At 49.7% G+C, this 17,152-nt stretch carries 12 protein-coding genes; 3 read left to right on the top strand and 9 right to left on the bottom strand.

Annotation, left to right across the window (positions count from 1 at the left end; genetic code table 11):
* Positions 1 to 292: 292 nt before the first annotated feature.
* The 3 genes from HJG54_RS26985 to HJG54_RS26975 all read right to left on the bottom strand — a co-directional run bounded on the left by HJG54_RS26985 (position 293) and on the right by HJG54_RS26975 (position 4,258).
* The gene (locus tag HJG54_RS26985; RefSeq protein WP_316432306.1) at positions 293 to 1,726 is read right to left on the bottom strand and encodes a GntP family permease; all 1,434 of its coding nucleotides are present in this window, start codon (positions 1,724 to 1,726) and stop codon (positions 293 to 295) included.
* 194 nt (positions 1,727 to 1,920) lie between these two features.
* Entirely contained in the window at positions 1,921 to 3,201 is a 1,281-nt protein-coding gene (locus HJG54_RS26980) for a transposase (RefSeq protein ID WP_316435595.1), read from the bottom strand.
* A 238-nt stretch (positions 3,202 to 3,439) separates the two neighbouring features.
* On the bottom strand, positions 3,440 to 4,258 hold the full coding sequence (locus HJG54_RS26975) for a Uma2 family endonuclease (protein WP_316432304.1): 819 nt from the start codon (positions 4,256 to 4,258) through the stop codon (positions 3,440 to 3,442).
* A 309-nt stretch (positions 4,259 to 4,567) separates the two neighbouring features.
* Here HJG54_RS26975 and HJG54_RS26970 point away from each other — a divergent pair, with 309 nt between their 5' ends.
* Positions 4,568 to 6,160, top strand: coding sequence for an NB-ARC domain-containing protein (locus HJG54_RS26970; protein ID WP_316432303.1), 1,593 nt, complete (start codon positions 4,568 to 4,570; stop codon positions 6,158 to 6,160).
* A gap of 87 nt (positions 6,161 to 6,247) precedes the next feature.
* Here the strand turns inward: HJG54_RS26970 and HJG54_RS26965 are convergent, their stop codons facing one another.
* Positions 6,248 to 8,911: a bifunctional serine/threonine-protein kinase/ABC transporter substrate-binding protein gene (locus tag HJG54_RS26965; protein ID WP_316432302.1), complete on the bottom strand. Its 2,664-nt coding sequence runs from the start codon at positions 8,909 to 8,911 to the stop codon at positions 6,248 to 6,250.
* Positions 8,912 to 9,671: 760 nt separating this feature from the next.
* Here HJG54_RS26965 and HJG54_RS26960 point away from each other — a divergent pair.
* Positions 9,672 to 12,038 carry a tetratricopeptide repeat protein gene (locus HJG54_RS26960; RefSeq protein ID WP_316432301.1) on the top strand — a complete coding sequence of 789 codons (2,367 nt, stop codon included), beginning with the start codon at positions 9,672 to 9,674 and terminating at the stop codon, positions 12,036 to 12,038.
* On the opposite strand, the gene HJG54_RS26955 is transcribed toward HJG54_RS26960, so the two are convergent.
* The 4 genes from HJG54_RS26955 to HJG54_RS35590 all read right to left on the bottom strand — a co-directional run bounded on the left by HJG54_RS26955 (position 12,035) and on the right by HJG54_RS35590 (position 13,897).
* A complete protein-coding gene (locus HJG54_RS26955; RefSeq protein WP_316432299.1) occupies positions 12,035 to 12,625 on the bottom strand; it encodes a hypothetical protein in 591 nt (196 codons plus the stop codon). The two genes, HJG54_RS26960 and HJG54_RS26955, sit on opposite strands and share 4 nt — an antisense overlap.
* Before the next feature lie 393 nt (positions 12,626 to 13,018).
* Positions 13,019 to 13,294, bottom strand: a complete 276-nt coding sequence (locus HJG54_RS26950; protein WP_035998909.1) for an HU family DNA-binding protein — start codon at positions 13,292 to 13,294, stop codon at positions 13,019 to 13,021.
* Between the two features lie 178 nt (positions 13,295 to 13,472).
* On the bottom strand, positions 13,473 to 13,586 hold the full coding sequence (locus HJG54_RS35595; protein WP_420717402.1) for a LysR substrate-binding domain-containing protein: 114 nt from the start codon (positions 13,584 to 13,586) through the stop codon (positions 13,473 to 13,475).
* Entirely contained in the window at positions 13,559 to 13,897 is a 339-nt protein-coding gene (locus HJG54_RS35590) for a LysR family transcriptional regulator (RefSeq protein WP_420717298.1), read from the bottom strand. The genes HJG54_RS35595 and HJG54_RS35590 overlap by 28 nt, the downstream gene beginning before the upstream one ends.
* A gap of 109 nt (positions 13,898 to 14,006) precedes the next feature.
* Between HJG54_RS35590 and HJG54_RS26945 the strand changes: the two genes are divergently transcribed.
* Complete coding sequence (locus HJG54_RS26945; protein WP_316432298.1) at positions 14,007 to 14,888, top strand: aspartoacylase; 882 nt, start codon at positions 14,007 to 14,009, stop codon at positions 14,886 to 14,888.
* A 70-nt stretch (positions 14,889 to 14,958) separates the two neighbouring features.
* Here HJG54_RS26945 and HJG54_RS26940 read toward each other — a convergent pair whose 3' ends face one another.
* A complete protein-coding gene (locus HJG54_RS26940) occupies positions 14,959 to 17,142 on the bottom strand; it encodes a WD40 repeat domain-containing serine/threonine protein kinase (RefSeq protein ID WP_316432297.1) in 2,184 nt (727 codons plus the stop codon).
* Positions 17,143 to 17,152 lie beyond the last annotated feature (10 nt).

Genomic DNA, 17,152 nt, shown 5'->3' with positions numbered 1-17,152 from the left:
AATATTGCCTTCGGCTCATCAGGCGTTGTTTTGGAGGGGGCGGTATTGCTTACGGAGAAGCAAGCTATACGCGGGCACAGCCGTTCCGTAGAAAATATCGCCCGTCCTTACAGCGTTTTTCACTCATGTGAGGTATAGGGGGTGTGGGGACGAAGCCCCCACACCGGGCCACTACCCCTGCACCCTGTTTTTCGTACTTCACTAGCCTGAAAAAGGCTGTATCTAAACCCAAATTGGAGCCATCAAGAGTTCAGTTCACTGGCTCCAATTCGCTTGCGAATCGATCAACTCCTCAAAGGAAAAAGCTGAGGACGAAAACCACCGCAAACCCAACAAAGCCAATGATTGTTTCCATCACGGTCCAGGAGCGCAGCGTGTCTTTTTCACTCATGCCCAGGTAACGTCCCACCAGCCAGAAGCCAGAGTCATTGACATGGGAAAGAATCGTTGCTCCTGCCGCAATCGCAATTGTAATCGCTCCAATCAGGGGGGCGGAATAGGTGCCAGTTTGCAGCACCGGCGCAATCAAACCTGCTGCCGTTACCATCGAAACCGTTGCCGATCCTTGGCTCACCCGCACGGCTGCCGCAATCAAAAAGGCCAGCAAAATTACCGGCAGATTCGATGCGGCCATCGCTTCGGCCAAAGCTTTACCCACGCCGGTTTCCACCAGCACCTTACCAAACACACCGCCCGCGCCTGTAACCAAAATAATCAACCCGACTGGCTCAAACGATTTGGTAGTGATGCGCAGAATATCCGACATGGAATAGCCGCGCAGCGTCCCCAGAAAGTAGAACGACAGCAGAGTCGCCAACGTTAAGGCGGTAAATGGGTGTCCAATAAAACTCATCCAGTTGCGTACCGGATTGCCCTCCGGCAGAATCACCCCTAGGACCGTGTTGAGCAAAATTAGCACCAGCGGAATCGCAATAATTGTGATCACCATACCAAAGCTGGGCAGTGGCTTGCGGCTCAGCTCCTTTTCGATCAGCTCGCGGTTGGCTTTCTCGCTCTCTAAGCTATCTAGTTCTGCTATGTCTGAAGCGCCGGAAGTAGCGGCAATTGATTCCGCAACCGCTTCTTCCATTTCCGCAGGCACATTTAAGTGAATCCGCTTGGCAATGTATTTGCCAAACAGGACGCCGCCAATCGCTAGGGCCGGTAGACCAGCCAACAAACCAAACAGAATCACCCAGCCCAGATCAGCTCCTAGCAGCGAAGCCACCGCCACCGGCCCCGGAGTGGGCGGTACAAAACTGTGGCCCACAGCTAACCCAGCCACCAAGGGAATGGCATAGTAGAGCAGTGAGCGTCCGGTGCGTCTGCCAAGACTATAAACCAGAGGAATACAAATAATTAGCCCTACATCAAAAAACACTGGCGTTGCAATCGCTAATCCGGCTAGCCCCAGTGCCCATTGGGCATTGATTTCACCAAACTTGCGCACCAACGTATTAGCGATTTGCTCAGCCCCACCGGAGACTTGCAGCAATTCCCCAAACATAGCGCCCAAGCCAATCACAATAGCGATATAGCCCAGTGTGGAACCCATGCCCTCACGAATCGTGTCGGCAATTTCCGCCGGAGGAATACCGCCAATCACCGCCACAAACAAACTGGCAATCAGCAGGGCCAGGAAGGCTTGCAGCCGCACTACGATTACCAAAAACAGCAGCAGCGCAATTCCTAAAACCGTAATAAACAGTAATGAAAAAGTGGACATTTAAATTTCTCCTAAACCGGTGCAGCCGCAATCTAGCCGACTTTTTCAGCGTTCATGAAACGTCATGCAGCGCTAAACGCAGAGAAGGCAGGGCCAAAACGGCTTCAATGCTTAAGTAAATTAGAATTTTAAGAATAGATTATCAGAGAATGCATCACCCTGAAGAGATAAGCAGCAATTCTCAGTATGGAAAATCAACTGGTGTTAGGTGGGATTTCTAGCTCTAAACCCTCAAGCATAAAGGTGAGCAGGTGATCCCAATTGTTGAAATACAGGTAACGGGTCAACGCCCGCAAATCATCAAAAAAGGTTTTGCGAGTGGGCAAATGAGATCGCAACAGCTTGTATTTCTGGTCGAGCAACTCCAGTAAGGTATGAAACAGCAGGGACAGGATGTTGAGGGTAGCGAGGAATGAAGCAAGATGCTGCTTGCCATGCCCAAAATTGTGTTCGAGGTTGTAGCCCTTGGTCTTGAGGGTGTTGTTATTCTCGTTTTCCACCTTCCAGCGGGTACGACCGGCTAGGACGACCTCTGCCACAGTGTCGTCGGTAATTGGATGATTGGTGGCAAAGGAATTTTTGTAGACTACCTTCCCATCTGGGCGGCTCACCGTCAGTTCGCACCAATTCACCAAGAGCGCATCATCCCCATCTTTGAGGGGCACGTCGTTGAGGTAGCGGTAGGTATAGGTTTCCTCGACCTTTCCAGTCCAACGTTTGGTCGTCACTGTCGGTAAATCAATGCCTTCGAGATGCTCATAGAGGGTAGCGTGAGACTCCGGACGGCATACCAGAATGAAGTCGAATTGTTGAGCTAAGAGCTGTTGGCATAAGGGTTGATGACAGTAGAGGTCATCGCCCAAAACCGTTACATTGAAGGCACGGTAGCGTTGTCCGTACTGCAAAAACCACCGTTTGGCGGCTGCATTCTCACAGTCTTGTTTGTCATGCCCATCTTGCGGTACGACAAACTCAGGCACCAATGGAATCACCTGAGATTGACCCGGACAAACGATGACTGGAGTGACCACACTATGAAAATAGTACATCTCTCCTGACTTCAACTGGCGCGTTGAACACTGCGGGCAATGGATTTGGCTCGAACCGAAGTATTCGGTGCCATCGATTGCCATGAGCAGAGTGTCGGCAAACGAGCGCAATCTCTTCAACTGTCCCTGTTGCTCCAACACCTGCAAGATTTCCTCAAAGATGGGAAATACCTGCTCTGGTTTCACCCCATCGAGCAACGCCCGAATCTGGTTGTCACTCGGTATCTGATGTACTCCAAACAGACTTTGGGCATTACTATGACCTTTACTGCCCTCCATCATTCGCTGGTATGCCAGAAATGACGGGGTTTGGGTGAAGAACACGCTAAACGCGCTCAAGGCTGCATCTTCCATCCCATAGCGGGTATTCTTGCCCGTGCGTTTGTCCGGTAGCGAGGACAGGCGCTGGCGAAAGGAACCAACTATTGTGTCAAACAACCCCCGTTCTTTCAACGGTTCTGGCTCTCTTGGCTCTCTTAGATGTTCTTACAATACCGATATTTCCAGGACTTGAACAGCTTTTCGCCAAAATGAGAATTGCTGAGAGATAAGGCTACACTGTATATAACAAAAGTAAACGAAATGTTACGACAACTTTAAACACAACGTAAATATTGGTTATTGAACAGTTGCCATTCCCTACCGTTGCGATTCTTTACAGAGACTACCCCAAGTCTCCAAACCGCTGACGATATTGTGCCAGTAAAGCCTCCGCTTCGGCAGCTTTTTGCTCTGCTTCGGCAGCTTTTTGCTCTGCTTCGGCAGCTTTTTGCTCTGCTTCGGCAGCTTTTTGCTCTGCGACTAGGCGCTGCTGTTCTTGCAGCTGGGCCGCTTCCAGAGGAGTGAAAACCAACTGTCCTTCTGGGGTGAAAAACCGCAGTTTGCTATCCTCGACTCCCAAAAATAACTGCAATTGCACACTCCAATACCAACCTTGCTCATTCGGCTGCATCGGTTGATAAGTGCCCTGCAGGAGCGCAAACGCCTGAAACTCTAGCGTGTTGGGATCGAACCAGAAGTATTCTGGCGTGCGGAAGATATCTTGATAGATTTGCTTCTTCAGTCCTCGGTCCGTGTTGGCGGTGGAATCGGACAGTAGCTCAATAATTAGGTTCGGATACTTGCCATCTTCCTCCCACACCACCCAGCTCTTGCGCGGCCTCCACTCCGTGTCCAGCACTACAAAGAAGTCGGGGCCACGGAAGTCCTCGGATTTGCGCTGATTGGGGCTGTAGTAGACCGTGAGGTTGCCAGCCGCAAAATAGTCGTTGCGGTCACGCCAGTACCATTCGAGGCAGGAGAGCAGCAACAGCAATTGGCGTAAGTGTAGGTAGGTTTCCAAGGGCGGTTCGTCGCTGTAGAGATCACCAGGAGGAAAGACAGGCGTTTCTGCTCCACTCTGCGCCGATTCAGCCAGCGTTGACAGCAGAGTTTCTTGATTTGCAACAGGTTGGTTTGCAACAGATTGATCTGCGACAGACATAGCAGCAGGAACAGAAACAGTACGTTTATTTTACTAAAGATTTGGGCTGGATACCCTAAACCGCGCTACTGCTCAACTTGACAGGCAAAATCAACCACCGCATGTAGAGCAAGCATGCTGCCTGCTGGTAGATAGAAAACTGCTGCAGATTTACCAAACCATCGGGTTGCTTCTCAGTTAGGTTGGCTAACCTTGATGCAATGATCTGAGCACATTACTCCTGCTGGGCTGCTGGACTCCTGCTGGTGCAGCTAGTATTCGACTAGGGGTTCCGGTAGAATAAGCTGTGAGGATTAGCTGGCTGCAATTATGGCGCGTCGAACTCGCAGACTTTCAGAACAAGGTAAGGAACTGATCAAACAAGCCAAAGACCGAAAAAAACAGGAGTGGCAGGGAGAGCGAGATAATACTGCACTGATTAAAGAGTCGTTTGATGAAGAATGGCGCAGACGAGCGCGGGAATTCCATCCAAGCGGGATTTATATTACTGAGGCAACATTCAAGCGATTTCGTTGGTATAGGCAAGCGATTGCAGAGGATACCTTTATTGCGCTTTGTCAGGCAATCGATGTGAATCCAGATGAAGTTACAGACTATACCGATCTAGATATTATCTGCATTGGGGATTTGCCTGAGGCTCCCAAACCATTCTGTGGCCGTATCAGTGGGTTAAAAACACTTCAGCAGTGGATCGTAGCAGGCAAGCGACTAATTATCCTGAACGGTAGAGCGGGTATTGGTAAAACGGCTCTCGCTTATCAGCTGATGAAACAAATCGCCAGTCAGTTTGAGTTTCTGATCTGGATTTCCCTCGACGCAGAACCATTGCTCGACGATGTGCTAAACCAGCTAATTTGCTCTTTATCGAAAGGTAAGGAACGGCAGGGTAGCTTGACCGATTTGATGGGCTATTTCAACCAGTACCGCTGTTTCGTAGTAATCGATAATTGGGAAACCATCGTGGCAGATGCTCCTTCTAGACGCTATCGATCGGACTACGAAAATTACGGTGACTGGCTGAAGCGAATGTATGGCAAACACAAAAGCTGTTTTATTTTAATCGGACGAGAGCAGCCACCAGATATGGCATCAATTAAAGTAAAAGCGAAGGATATGCTTCAGGAGTATCAGCTAGAAGGGCTACACTATGAGGAAGACAAGGAGATTCTAAAAGCTGAAGGATTGATGGGAACCGAAGCGGAACTGAAGCAGTTTATTGAAATTTATAACAATCCCCTGATCTTAAAAATTCTAGCTGAAACAATGCGGGGAACTGGAAATACTAACGTTAAGCGCTATGTCGGAGAGAAGAGCGTCACCTTGTTTCGAGGAGATGATGACAGCGTCTCAGGGATCAAAGACGAGTTTAGAAGCGAATTCCGCCGACTTTCTAGATTGGAACAAGATATTGTCTATTGGTTAGCCCTCTGGCGGATTCCGGCATCCTGGCAGCAGATCCAGCACAGCCTGTTTAGTCCAGTAGGTGTATATGAATTGGATAGCGCTTTGGCTTCTTTAATCAAACAGCGCTCAATCGTAAAAGTTCGGGATATTGACCTGGAAGACTCGAAGGAATATTATCTAGATCAACTCACAACTCAGCTAGCCACAGCTAGTTTGGTCGAGCAGAGTTGTCAAGAGCTGAGCAATGCGGTGCTGCAGCAGGAAATTCGCAGCTCAGCTATCTTCGTCAGCCATGCTTTTGTGCCATCAGGCCATGCCGAATTAGAAAAAGAACAAACTCGACGGGTAATTGCTCGTATCGCAGCCTGTTTGCTCCGCCAGATTCCGAATGAAGTGCAGCTGCAACAGGATTTGCAAACCTTATCAACTCAACTAAGGGCGGATTCGGCTCGCTATGCCGCTCAAAATCTCGAAAGGCTAGTGGCTACCCTGTCTTAATTGGCTGGAAAGACTGAATTTTAGAAAGACTGAGAACACGAAAAAGCGAATATAGAAAGACTCGCATAGAAATAAGCAAGAACTGTACTATGGACAAGTTTCTCCGTCTAACAGCACAAAGCGATTCATGTCCGATGCAGGGGTGGCTAGAACGCGATTCGTAATGTCTCGGCGATTGCCATCAGCGTCAAAACTGAGCTGTTTGCGAGTAAATACATCACTCTGGATACTAATGGTTCTCAATCTGCTTTTCAGAGCTGGGGATGAAGATACACCTTCCTGAAACGCCGCCGCTAGTACTTGAACAGCTTCATAGGACAGGGCCGTTAAGCGATTTACTCCTCCAATCCACTCAGATTGATAGGCAGTGGTAAACGCCTCTGCACTGCACTGGGGATGCCAATCAACAGCCAGCAAGAATTTGCCCGCCAAGCTCCTGCGGTTCTTGATCGATCCCAGCACTTCATTTTGATAGAGCGTATTAGATCCCACAATTAAGCGCCCATCATCTGCGGTTTTCAGAACTTCTAGCGCGCGATCAAACGAGCCGCGATTTTCGGTTTTACCGTCAGGGAATACAGCAAAAATATTGGCGCTACTGGCATCAGATAGGGCTTGATCTAGGTTGAAATTCTGATCAGATAAGTCAATTTTTTGCACAATTGCGCCTTTACCTTGAAACAAGCGCTCAAATTGCTCAGTCAAATCTCGACTAAAGCCTTCATTGGGATTATAGAAAATGGCCACTTTGGGATCGGCAATCTGGCTTTTTTCCGCAATGTAGCGGACAAACGTATCGGCTTCTACCTCGCTGGATGAGCTTGTGCGAAAGAACACTTGCTGACTGTCTTGGCAATCTTGGCGCAAGTTAGTCAATGTACTGGTGGGAGAAATCACAACCACATCGGCTGCGGAATAGGATGGCAGTGCGGTGCAGGTAACTGGACTGGTGTAGTGGCCGACAACTGCTAGAATTCGTCGCTCGCCTTCGCCAATCTGCCAATTAGTCAATGCTTTGGCGACTACTTCAGCTTGGGCTGGAACGTTACGGTCGTTAGCAATCACCATCTCTAGATTGATTTCGTCTTCCACTGCTTTTTTTTGAGCTTGGGCCACCCCAAACAGCATTTGTTTGCCAACCGGAAAGTCCTTGCCCTCCTTGTCGCTGACGGGAAGCGCAACGGCAATGGTGTAGATCGGTTGGCCTTGCTGATGCCGGAGTCTGGCTGTGGCGTTGTTGCCATAGATCATCACCTGCGGGTCTTGTAGTGCAGCAACAGCCGCCCGATATTCTGGGGCAGTAGTTTGGTTAAGCAGGGCATCGCGTCTTTCACGAGCCAGTTTGCGAATTTGGCTAAACGACTCCTGTGCTGCCCTGTAGTTTTCCTGCCTCAATTGTTCTATACCTTGCTGTTTAAGGGTTTCATATTCATTGCTCAGAGGTTGGCTACCGGCAATTTGCTTTTCACCGGCGCTGATCAAATTCTCTGCTGGCAACAGTTTAGACGCTATTTCCTTTGGGATGTCGTTTGGATCAGAATCGGAAATAGAACTGCGAAACAAGCAACCAACAGAATAATTACAGTTACTTAAACGCATCCCCCCAAGCAGCAACAAAGCACCAGCCATCACGGAACCACCAATTAGCGCAGCTAGCCGTGGATTGAAGCTTGACGTGGGTGGCTTTCCAGCCAATGCGTCCAGATCCTGGAGCACTTCAGCAGCGTCCTGGTATCGCTGACCAGGCTCCATGCCAATTCCCATCATTCGGTTCAAGATTTTAGCAAGACGCAGATCGACTTGAGCAAGCTTTTGCCAGCGGGTGCTGTCGGGCACTCCTAACCCTCTCGGATTCTCGCCTGTAAGCAGTTTGACGCAGGTAGTGGCTAAAGCATACAAATCCCACCAGGGTTCAGGCCGATCACCCGGTCGTGGATGCAGCTGGAGATAGGGGCAATATGCTTCTGTACCTACTGACGTGAGGGTTGAAGGTTGCTCTGGAAGTAGTTGATCGACCGCTATCGTTTGATCTGCCGGTACACCCAACTGCACAACTTGTTTAACGCTACCGAAATCAATCAAATAAAAATCGCCGTCTACTCCTCGCATAATATTAGAAGGCTTGATATCTCGATGAATCAGCGTTCGCCGCTGACCATCTGATCGAGATCGGTGCAATCGAGGCTTGTGAATATATTTCAGGACATCTAGAATCTGTTGGAGTAACTTGATAATTTCCACTTCGGAAAATCCCTTCTTTCCTTGGCGATGTAACTCTTGCAGCTCCTTTTGTAAATCCCGGCCGTCGATAAATTCCTGCACCAAATAGTAGGCTAAGGTTTCATCACCATCTTCATTGGGAAGTGGCACCTCAAAGTGATCCCAAAGGCGCGGAATCTGATCATGCCGCAAGTCTTCTAAAATCTCAGCTTCCTGGACAAACAACGCCCTGATTTTCTCTTTAGTCTCTGTTCCTAGCCCATCTCTGGCGATCAGCCGCTTAATCACCCGGTCTTCACCGCGTCTATAATCTGTAGCCAGAAAAGTCAGACCAAAGCCACCAGCTCCCAGCGATTGGATTGGAATATAGCGCTCGTTCAAGACCAGCGGCATCTGACAGTATCTACAACGAAACTCCTGAAACTGACCTCTCTGTATAACCTCATCTGGAATTTCGTTCTCATGATGTTTGATATCAATTAAATGGCCAAACGAATAAGTTAGCGTTGGATTGGTACAAAAGACTTTCATTTCATGTTCTCCAGTGCAGAAACACACTAATTCAACTAAATTGAGCTGTTTCAAGTGGTTGGTTCAAATTGCCTCAGCCAATAGACTCGTCTGTTAACCCCATGCATCTGCTAACCAAGGTGAGGAACGATCTGGCTAGGCGTAGACCGTTCGCACCAACGGAGTAGCTCGGTTGGAGACCATTCCGATCTGATCGGTTCAGGTGTACTCATGACGGTTATTGCTGTTTGAAGTCATTGCCAATTCTGCATATTTACATCGTTTCAATGTCTAAAACTATACCATTGCTATAGCAGCCTCTATCCCAACCCTCACCCAATGGCGAACCTCAATCCTCACTCCCAACGCCTAATCTTCAAATCGAGTACTCCGTGCTCAAGCTATGCATGTTCAGTACATATTGAGGCATGAAAAGCTAAATATTGCTCAGAGCGTACCTGAACAAACCGTTGAAATCAACTCATTTTGGGTCCAAACCATCAGCTATCTGTTCACCATCGTCAGTCCTTGAGTTCAACATCTTCAACATATACAGTTTTCTCATCAGACTTATGCATAACTTGAAGGGCAGTAGAAAACTGGGGTAGGCTCACGTTAAGTCAGGTCGGTAGGCTTGATTAAAGCTTGGATGTCAAGGTCCAAATCGGCTCAATGGAGCTGCCCTTTAGTGGACTGTCCCTGTGATCAGTCCTGCCCCGTGATGAGTCCTGCCCCGTGATGAGTCCTGTTGACTTGATAAAATTATCGCTAGCGCAAGCCGATGAACACAGTAGATTCTGCCGAATTAATCAGATTTGCTAATCAGCAAGTCCTGGCTAAAACCGCTAAACCCCTCAATGATGTTCAAGAGCGGATTTTGGAACAGGTTTTGATCGATAGGCCGAGGCTGCTCGATATCCAGGTGCATGGCTATTCGGAAACAACGGTGCAGCGGGTATTTTGTCCTAAGCTCTGGAAGCTACTCTCTGAGGTGTTTGGGCAAGAAGTTCGCCTCAACACCGTTCGGCTAGTGCTGGAAAAAGCCTATAAAATCTCTAGACAAAGCATTCATCCGGGCAGCCAACCGCTGCTCCCAGGAACTCCTGCAGCCGCTCCTGCACCTACCGCTGCTCCTCCTTCAACCCGACAAATTCCCCATAACTTGCCGGCTTCTAGCTGCACGGCCTTCATTGGTCGAGAAGAAGAGTTGGCGCGGCTCCTGGAGCTGCTCTCTCCGCAGCATGCAGCTCCGATCATCAGCGTGGATGGAATTGGCGGCGTCGGTAAAACAACTTTGGTAGTGGAAGCAGCCTATCGATGCTTGCAGGCTAGCTGTAGTGATGCATCGGCCTCCACGGTGCCTACCTTTGATGCGATTATCTTCACCTCGGCCAAAGAGTTTCGCCTCATGCCCTTTGGCTTGCTCAAAAGCCTGGCACCCCGCCGCACGCTTAACGATATTTTTCGCCAAATTACCTATGTGATCGAAGAATTGGATCTAGCCGGCGTTGCCTTTGCCGAGCAGCTCGACCTGATCCGCATGACCCTGGCCCGCTACCGCACATTGCTCATAGTCGATAATTTAGAAACCGTCAAGGATCAGCAAGAGGTTCTGGCGTTCCTGTACGAACTCCCGCCCACAGTGAAGGCCGTGATCACAACTCGTGAACAAATTATTTTTGTGCCAGTCCGGCTCACTTCGATGCCAGAGTCCGATGGGTTGTCCCTCATCCAACACGAGGCCCAGACCAAAGGCGTTTCTCTCAGTCTCACCGACCAAATGCAACTCTACCAAGCAACCGGCGGGATTCCGGTAGCCATCAGCTATGCCGTGGGTCAATTGGCGAATGGGACGCCATTACGCGAGATTGTGCAAAAAATCGGCCAATCCGATGGAGATGTGGCCCGCTTTTGTTTTGAGAGTTCTGTGCAGCCGCTGAAGCATCAACCCGCCTATCGACTCTTGCTGGCCCTGGCTCTCTTTCCTGCACCGGCCCTCCAGGAGGCGCTAGTGCAGGTGGCTGTTCCTGAACTGGAGGCAGACCAAGCAGAACCCGATTTGGCCAAGCTGCGGGGGCTGTCTCTGGTGCGGCAAGAGCATGACCGCTACAGCATGTTGCCCCTGACCCGCGAATATGCCCTGGCGGAACTAAAGGTGAATCCTGACTTTGCCCAACAGGCCCGCGAACGGTGGATTACCTACTACCTCCAGCATTCTGAAACTTACGCTCAGCAGGATCCGAGCGATTGGCAAGGCTCAACGTTTGTAGAACTAGAAGCCGAGTGGCAGAATCTTCAGGCTGTGATGGAATGCTGTATCGAAGCTGAGCGCTACGAGGATTGTCTCCAACTTTGGCAAAATCTGAAAACCTACACCCAGCTTCGCGGACGTCACATTAGCCGGTTAGACTGCTGGACTGATCGGCTGATCTGGACAGCTTGGCTGATTCAGGCCGCAGAGCAACGCGGTGATTGGTCGGTCGTGGCTCAAATGATGGTAGATCGAGCCTGGACTTTGATTGGCCTGGGTAAACCGGCTCAGCTCTCGGAGGCCGAGGACCTACTGACTCAGGTGTGGCATCTGCGCCAGCATCAAGATCGGGCATTTCAGGCCAATCTAGCCAAAATCATTGCGGTGCTGTATGTCCAGCAACAGCGGTTTGAGGACGCACAAACCTGGCTGGAGCAAGCGAGCCTACTAGTAGAGCAGGCTGGGCTGAGCGAACCCGATCATCAACGGCAAGTGCTACAAATCCAGTATTACCAGGGAGAAATTTGGTTTAAAACAGGCGACTATGATCAGTCCAAGCAGCTGTTTGAAGCCGCCCTCCGCACCGCTCGCGAGCTAAACTGGGTGCGCGTTGTGTTCATGATTGAGAACTGGATTGCAGATATTGCGATTGAGCAAGGTAATCTAGAGGTCGCTCAAACGCTTCTAGTCGAAGGACTCCAAGTCGCTGAAGCCAATCAAGACCGGACTCGCATTGCCTACTATCAACATTCGTTGGCGAAACTGGCTCGGTCTCAAGCCAACTACAGCGAGGCGATACGATGGGCCACTGAAGCTCAACACAGCTTTGAGGCGCTCGGAATGCTGCCAGAGGCGGAAGAATCCCAGAACCTCCTCCAGACCCTGCTGGCATCCTAAAGCCGCAGTTCCAGAATTTCACAGCTAGCTGGGAAAATCTCACAGCCAGCAGCCAAGGCCGTTTTGCTGGATGGCTCTGATGCCATTAATTCACACATGGCGATGAGGTCATCATCATAGCCGACTGCAATCGAATCCGAGGATTTAACGTCGATGATATAGCAACAAGCTGCCTGGAGAGACATCTGAGGGTTGGTCGTGGGGTTCGTGCTCGGACCAAAGTGGGCCGCATACAGGCGACGAGTGCGCTGAAATTTGAATTGCCACTGCTGACGGTCTTCTACACCTCTGGTGCCCAAGCCCGGAGAATGAACGAACTGCACCTCACCAATTTGCAAGAGATCCTGGTGCGGCGTCATTTCATCCAACATATGAATTACCGCATCGGTTTGCCGATCGGGTACCATCGACAGGTGTGGATAGGCCAGACTCAGCGCTAGAAATTGCTGGCACCGCTGGATCGCCTGTATCACCTGGGCCGGTTGCCAACCCTGCTGCTGCAACCGCATCTCCACTTCTGATAAATCAAACGTCGTTGCAAAGTCGTTAAAGAATTTTTGTGTATCTACGTTCACGGTAGCATTCATGATTGAGACACCTCATCTGAGTGGATGTCTCTGTTTTATGAAAATGCTTCGGTTGATTCTAGGATAATTTAGGTACAGTAGCTTGCTCTTAACTGCAAATAACCCAGGGAATGCAGTCAGCTAAAATTCTTGTGGTAGCCGCATTTCATTAAAGTGATCCTAAGTGAGCCTATTCTGTTCTGCCCAGTGGGACTCCAGGGAGCCTATTGTGCTCTGAATAAATTAGACACTAAAAAACCGGCCATCCCTGGGCGAATGCTGCTCTCTACTGACAGAGAGACTACGCCAACGAGAGCCGGTATTTGGATGTGTTTGGTTTTCGGAATGACAAACAAGCTTGCTGAATAGTGGCCTCAGCAATCACCAAAGCGTTTGATTCAACCTCTAACTGGCCTAACTGCCTACCAGCTCTTTGAATTGCTTGCCCGCCGAAAATGCCGGAACCGTAGTGGCCTCGATTTTGATCTTTTTGCCTGTTTGGGGATTGCGCCCTTCTCTGGCGGCCCGTTCTCTCGGTTCGAAGCTGCCAAATCCAACCAGCGTCACCTTGTCTCCAGCAGCAACGGCTTCCATAATCGCTTCGATCGTAGCAGTGAGAACTGCATCTGCTTCTTTTTTGGTTACTTGTGCCTTGGCGGCAACGGCATCGACTAATTCGCCTTTGTTCATAGGTTTTGTGCCTGTACTCGACAAATGACCACACATTCTAGTGCATTTCTCAAAAGGTGAACTGCGATTTCGGCTGAAATTCAATTTTTCCTAACCAGTTTTGCTAATCAACCCCTTGGACAAGCTGTTCGCGGGCCACCTGCACCACCGAGAGCAAGTTATGCAGCATGAGGTATGGTCACGTCACATCTGGATATCGCTCATGAAACACTCTTAGGATGTCAGGGAGCCTGCTATTGGCGATCGAGGTATTGATGCCAATTGTCAGACGACCTTTTTTGCCTCGATTGATTTGTTGGCTGATTCAATTGCGTGTTGAGTGTGAGCAAGAATGAAACAGGCTTCTTTAATAAAGACTTTTCCAGCCTCTGTTAGGGTGAGTGGACTCCGTCGCCTGCGATCAAACAACTCAAATCCCAATCTTTTTTCTAGCAGTCGAATCTGCCTACTCAAAAATCCCTGATCGATTTGCAGGTGATCCGCTGCTTTGACAAAGCTTTGCTGCTCAGCTACCGCGACTGCAAATTTGAGGTGTCGAAAGTCTAGGTCATCCCAGTTTGGATGAGGACAACTGCCTGAAAAACTTTGGCGAAAGGGGAACATGACAAATTAGTCATATTCTTTTGATGATTATGATGATTGTACAATGCTGGGTTGTGGTTTGATAATTACTGAAGCCGTCAATCCGCTGGCAAGTAGCCCGTCTGTTTATATGAGTACAGTCAAGCGAGTCGCAATTGTAGGAGGAACCCACGGAAATGAAAGGACCGGGGTACAGTTGATCAAAAAATTTGAATTGTGTCCCGATTATGTGCGGCGCTCCAGCTTTTCTACTCAGGTGCTTTTAGCAAATCCTCAAGCCGTTGCTGCTGGACTGCGCTACATCGATCGAGATTTAAATCGAAGCTTCGAGCGCGATCGCCTCCAAAATCAAACCTTAACTAGCTATGAGGATCGACGAGCGAAAGAAATAAGTCAGGTGCTCGGTTCTGACAGCAGTGCTCCCGTAGATGTGATTCTAGATATGCACAGTACGACTAGCAATTCGGGTTTGACGCTGATTATCGATGAAGAAAACGTATTCACGCTACAGCTAGCCACCTACCTTCAGCAGATCCATTCATCGGTCAAAATTTACAGTACGAGTTGCTCTGGGCGAAAGCAGGATGCGCTGCGATCGATCGCTAGGTTTGGATTTTGCCTTGAGATAGGGCCGGTTGCCCAAAATGTTCTAAATGCAGATTTGTTTCAGAAAACTGAGACTCTGATTCATATTATTTTGGATTATCTAGAACAGTACAACCGCAACGAAGTTACGCTTCTGGACCGTTCGCTGACGCTATACCGTTACCTAGAGGCGATCGACTATCCCAGAAATGAGTATGGAGAGATTCAGGCTATGATTCATCCGCAGCTTCAATTTAACGATTATGAAGCGCTTCATCCAGGTGATGCAATGTTTTTAACGTTTGAAGGAGAAACCATAAGCTATAGCGGCACATCAGTGGTTTATCCAGTGTTTATCAATGAAGCCGCCTACTACGAAAAAGGGATTGCTATGTGCTTGACCAAGAAAGCACAGGTGATTGTTTGAATTAAAATCACCGAATGAGAACAATCGCATCAGCGCCAGATCTTATCAGCCGCATCAGCGCCAGATCTTATCAGCGCCAGATCTTGATGGTAGTATCGCTGCTGCTGCTGGCAAGAGTCTGTTCGTGTCCCGCGCCGTTCAGAGGACGCTTGGCAACGCTAGCCAAGGCCAGCACCTGATCGCTGTGGGCCGAGATGGTCTGGGTGGGCTGGCCACCTGCGGTAGACCAAATTTTGACCGTGCGGTCGAAGCCAGCACTAGCAATCATTTGTGGATCAATAAAGGCTACTGTAACCACGCGGTCAGTATGGCCTTCAAAGGTTTGTAGCAACTGTCCAGTTGAAGCATTCCAAAGCTTGACAAATCCATCCCAACCTGCGCTCACCAGCATTTGACCATCTGGACTAAAGGCCACCGCACTAACCACATCACGATGCCCGCCCGGTTCGCCCAAGGTGCGCAGCAGTTCGCCGGTTTTGGCATCCCATAGCCGGATTGTTTTATCGGCACTGGCGCTAGCGATCGTGCGACCATCTGGACTCAGTGCCACCGAATAAACCGTATCGATATGCTCGGAGAGGACCCGGCTCTGATTGGTCTTTAGATTCCAGATGCGGATGGTCCTATCCTCACTGCCGCTGACGAGGGTCTGCTGGTCTGCACTGAGCGCCACTGACCAGATGGGAGCCGTATGACCCGATAAGGTTTTACTCAATTCACCCGTTGCCAGATTCCATAGATGAATTTGATCATCCCGTCCACCGCTAGCAAGCAACTGCCCATCGTTGCTGAGACTAAGAGACTGAATCACGTCAGTGTGGCCATCCAGGGTCTGCGATACCCGTTGGTTGGCGATGTCCCAGACTTTAATCGGATAGCGTTGCTGTAAACTATCGCGTTCTTCTCCAGCGCTGATTAGGGTTTTGCCATCTGGGCTGAGCACGACCGATCGTACAGGGGCAGATCCCGATAATGTTTCAGTCAGGGCAAAGGGATCGGCTGAAGTAGACTCGGCGCTAGCCGGAATGGCGCTGGGCGTGATGCTTGAAAGGTTGGGATTGTTGCTGACGGAATTCTGTCCTCCTGGTCGTATCAGGGGCACAGCATAAACGCTAGCCACTAGAATTGCTGCGGCGCTACCGACGAGCCAAGGGAGTTTGCGAGAGAGCGGAGAGGGGGGAAGGGGGGGAGAGAGGGGGGGGAGGGGAGAGGGGGAATGTACACTGGTGGTTGCTGGGGCAGGGTTCACTGGGACAGGGTTTGCTGGGACAAGATTTGCTGGGACAGAATTTGCTGGAGTATCTGCGCTAGCGGATGAATTTTGGGCGGCTAGTAGGGCGGCTTTTAGAGCTGTGACTGAGGCCAAGCGATCGGCGGGGGATTTTTCTAAACAGCGGCTAACTACGGCTTCCAGGGCAGGAGGGATGTGGCTACAGTGGGGCTGGGAACGGAGGGGGCGGGGTGTTTTTTCGGCATGGGCAGCCAGCCAGGCATTGTTGGTGACTCGATTGTTTTTAAAGTCCAGGCCAAAGGGATCGGTGCCGGCTAGCATTTCGTAGAGGATAATACCCAGGCTGTAAATATCGGTGCGTTCGTCTACTTCAGCATAGATATTAAATTGCTCTGGTGCAGCATAGTGGCAGGTTCCTAAAAATACGGTTGTGTGAGTGGTGTACTCGGTTTGGAGGGAATGGATCTTGGCAATACCAAAGTCAATGATTTTAGCTAGTTCGCCTAAAACGGTTGGAACCAGCAGGATGTTGTCAGGTTTGAGGTCGCGGTGAACAACTTTAATCCGCTCGCTGGAATTGGTTTCGCGATTCCAAATTACGACCCCAGAGTGTGCCAACTCTAATCCTTCACAAACCTGCGTGATAATATTGCAGGTTTGAGCAATCGACAGTTGCGATTGATTAGTGAGTAGCTGACCTAATGTTTGCCCTTGCAAATACTCCATGACATAGAACGGAAAACCTTCAGTTGTCACCCCATAGTCACTCACTTGAACAATATGAACACTTTTAAGGGCGGCGCAGATTGCGCATTCCCGTTCAAATCGCTGCTTTAAGTCGATATCTTGATCGATAGCTAATGTATCTTTCAATAATTTCAGCGCTACCGGCTTTCCTAAGCGAGTGTCAGTGGCTAGAAATACATCACCCATACCTCCACCACCAAGCCACTGCTCCAGACGATACCGCTCCTGATCGCCAATCGAACGACCAATCCAGGAATGAGATGAATGCTGACTCATGGGGCTGCTC

Source organism: Leptolyngbya sp. NK1-12 (assembly GCF_032598965.1).
Classification (GTDB): Bacteria; Cyanobacteriota; Cyanobacteriia; order Elainellales; family Elainellaceae; genus Elainella.
Note: the sequence above shows the minus strand (reverse complement) of the source record. Positions and strands in the feature narration are given on the sequence as shown.

What these genes read in the sequence shown, in the direction of transcription:
- HJG54_RS26950 (WP_035998909.1), bottom strand. Translation starts at nt 13,294, where the DNA reads ATGAACAAAGGCGAATTAGTCGATGCCGTTGCCGCCAAGGCACAAGTA.
- HJG54_RS26975 (WP_316432304.1), bottom strand. Translation starts at nt 4,258, where the DNA reads ATGTCTGTCGCAGATCAATCTGTTGCAAACCAACCTGTTGCAAATCAA.
- HJG54_RS26970 (WP_316432303.1), top strand. Translation starts at nt 4,568, where the DNA reads ATGGCGCGTCGAACTCGCAGACTTTCAGAACAAGGTAAGGAACTGATC.
- HJG54_RS26985 (WP_316432306.1), bottom strand. Translation starts at nt 1,726, where the DNA reads ATGTCCACTTTTTCATTACTGTTTATTACGGTTTTAGGAATTGCGCTG.
- HJG54_RS26965 (WP_316432302.1), bottom strand. Translation starts at nt 8,911, where the DNA reads ATGAAAGTCTTTTGTACCAATCCAACGCTAACTTATTCGTTTGGCCAT.
- HJG54_RS26955 (WP_316432299.1), bottom strand. Translation starts at nt 12,625, where the DNA reads ATGAATGCTACCGTGAACGTAGATACACAAAAATTCTTTAACGACTTT.
- HJG54_RS26960 (WP_316432301.1), top strand. Translation starts at nt 9,672, where the DNA reads ATGAACACAGTAGATTCTGCCGAATTAATCAGATTTGCTAATCAGCAA.
- HJG54_RS26940 (WP_316432297.1), bottom strand. Translation starts at nt 17,142, where the DNA reads ATGAGTCAGCATTCATCTCATTCCTGGATTGGTCGTTCGATTGGCGAT.
- HJG54_RS35590 (WP_420717298.1), bottom strand. Translation starts at nt 13,897, where the DNA reads ATGTTCCCCTTTCGCCAAAGTTTTTCAGGCAGTTGTCCTCATCCAAAC.
- HJG54_RS26945 (WP_316432298.1), top strand. Translation starts at nt 14,007, where the DNA reads ATGAGTACAGTCAAGCGAGTCGCAATTGTAGGAGGAACCCACGGAAAT.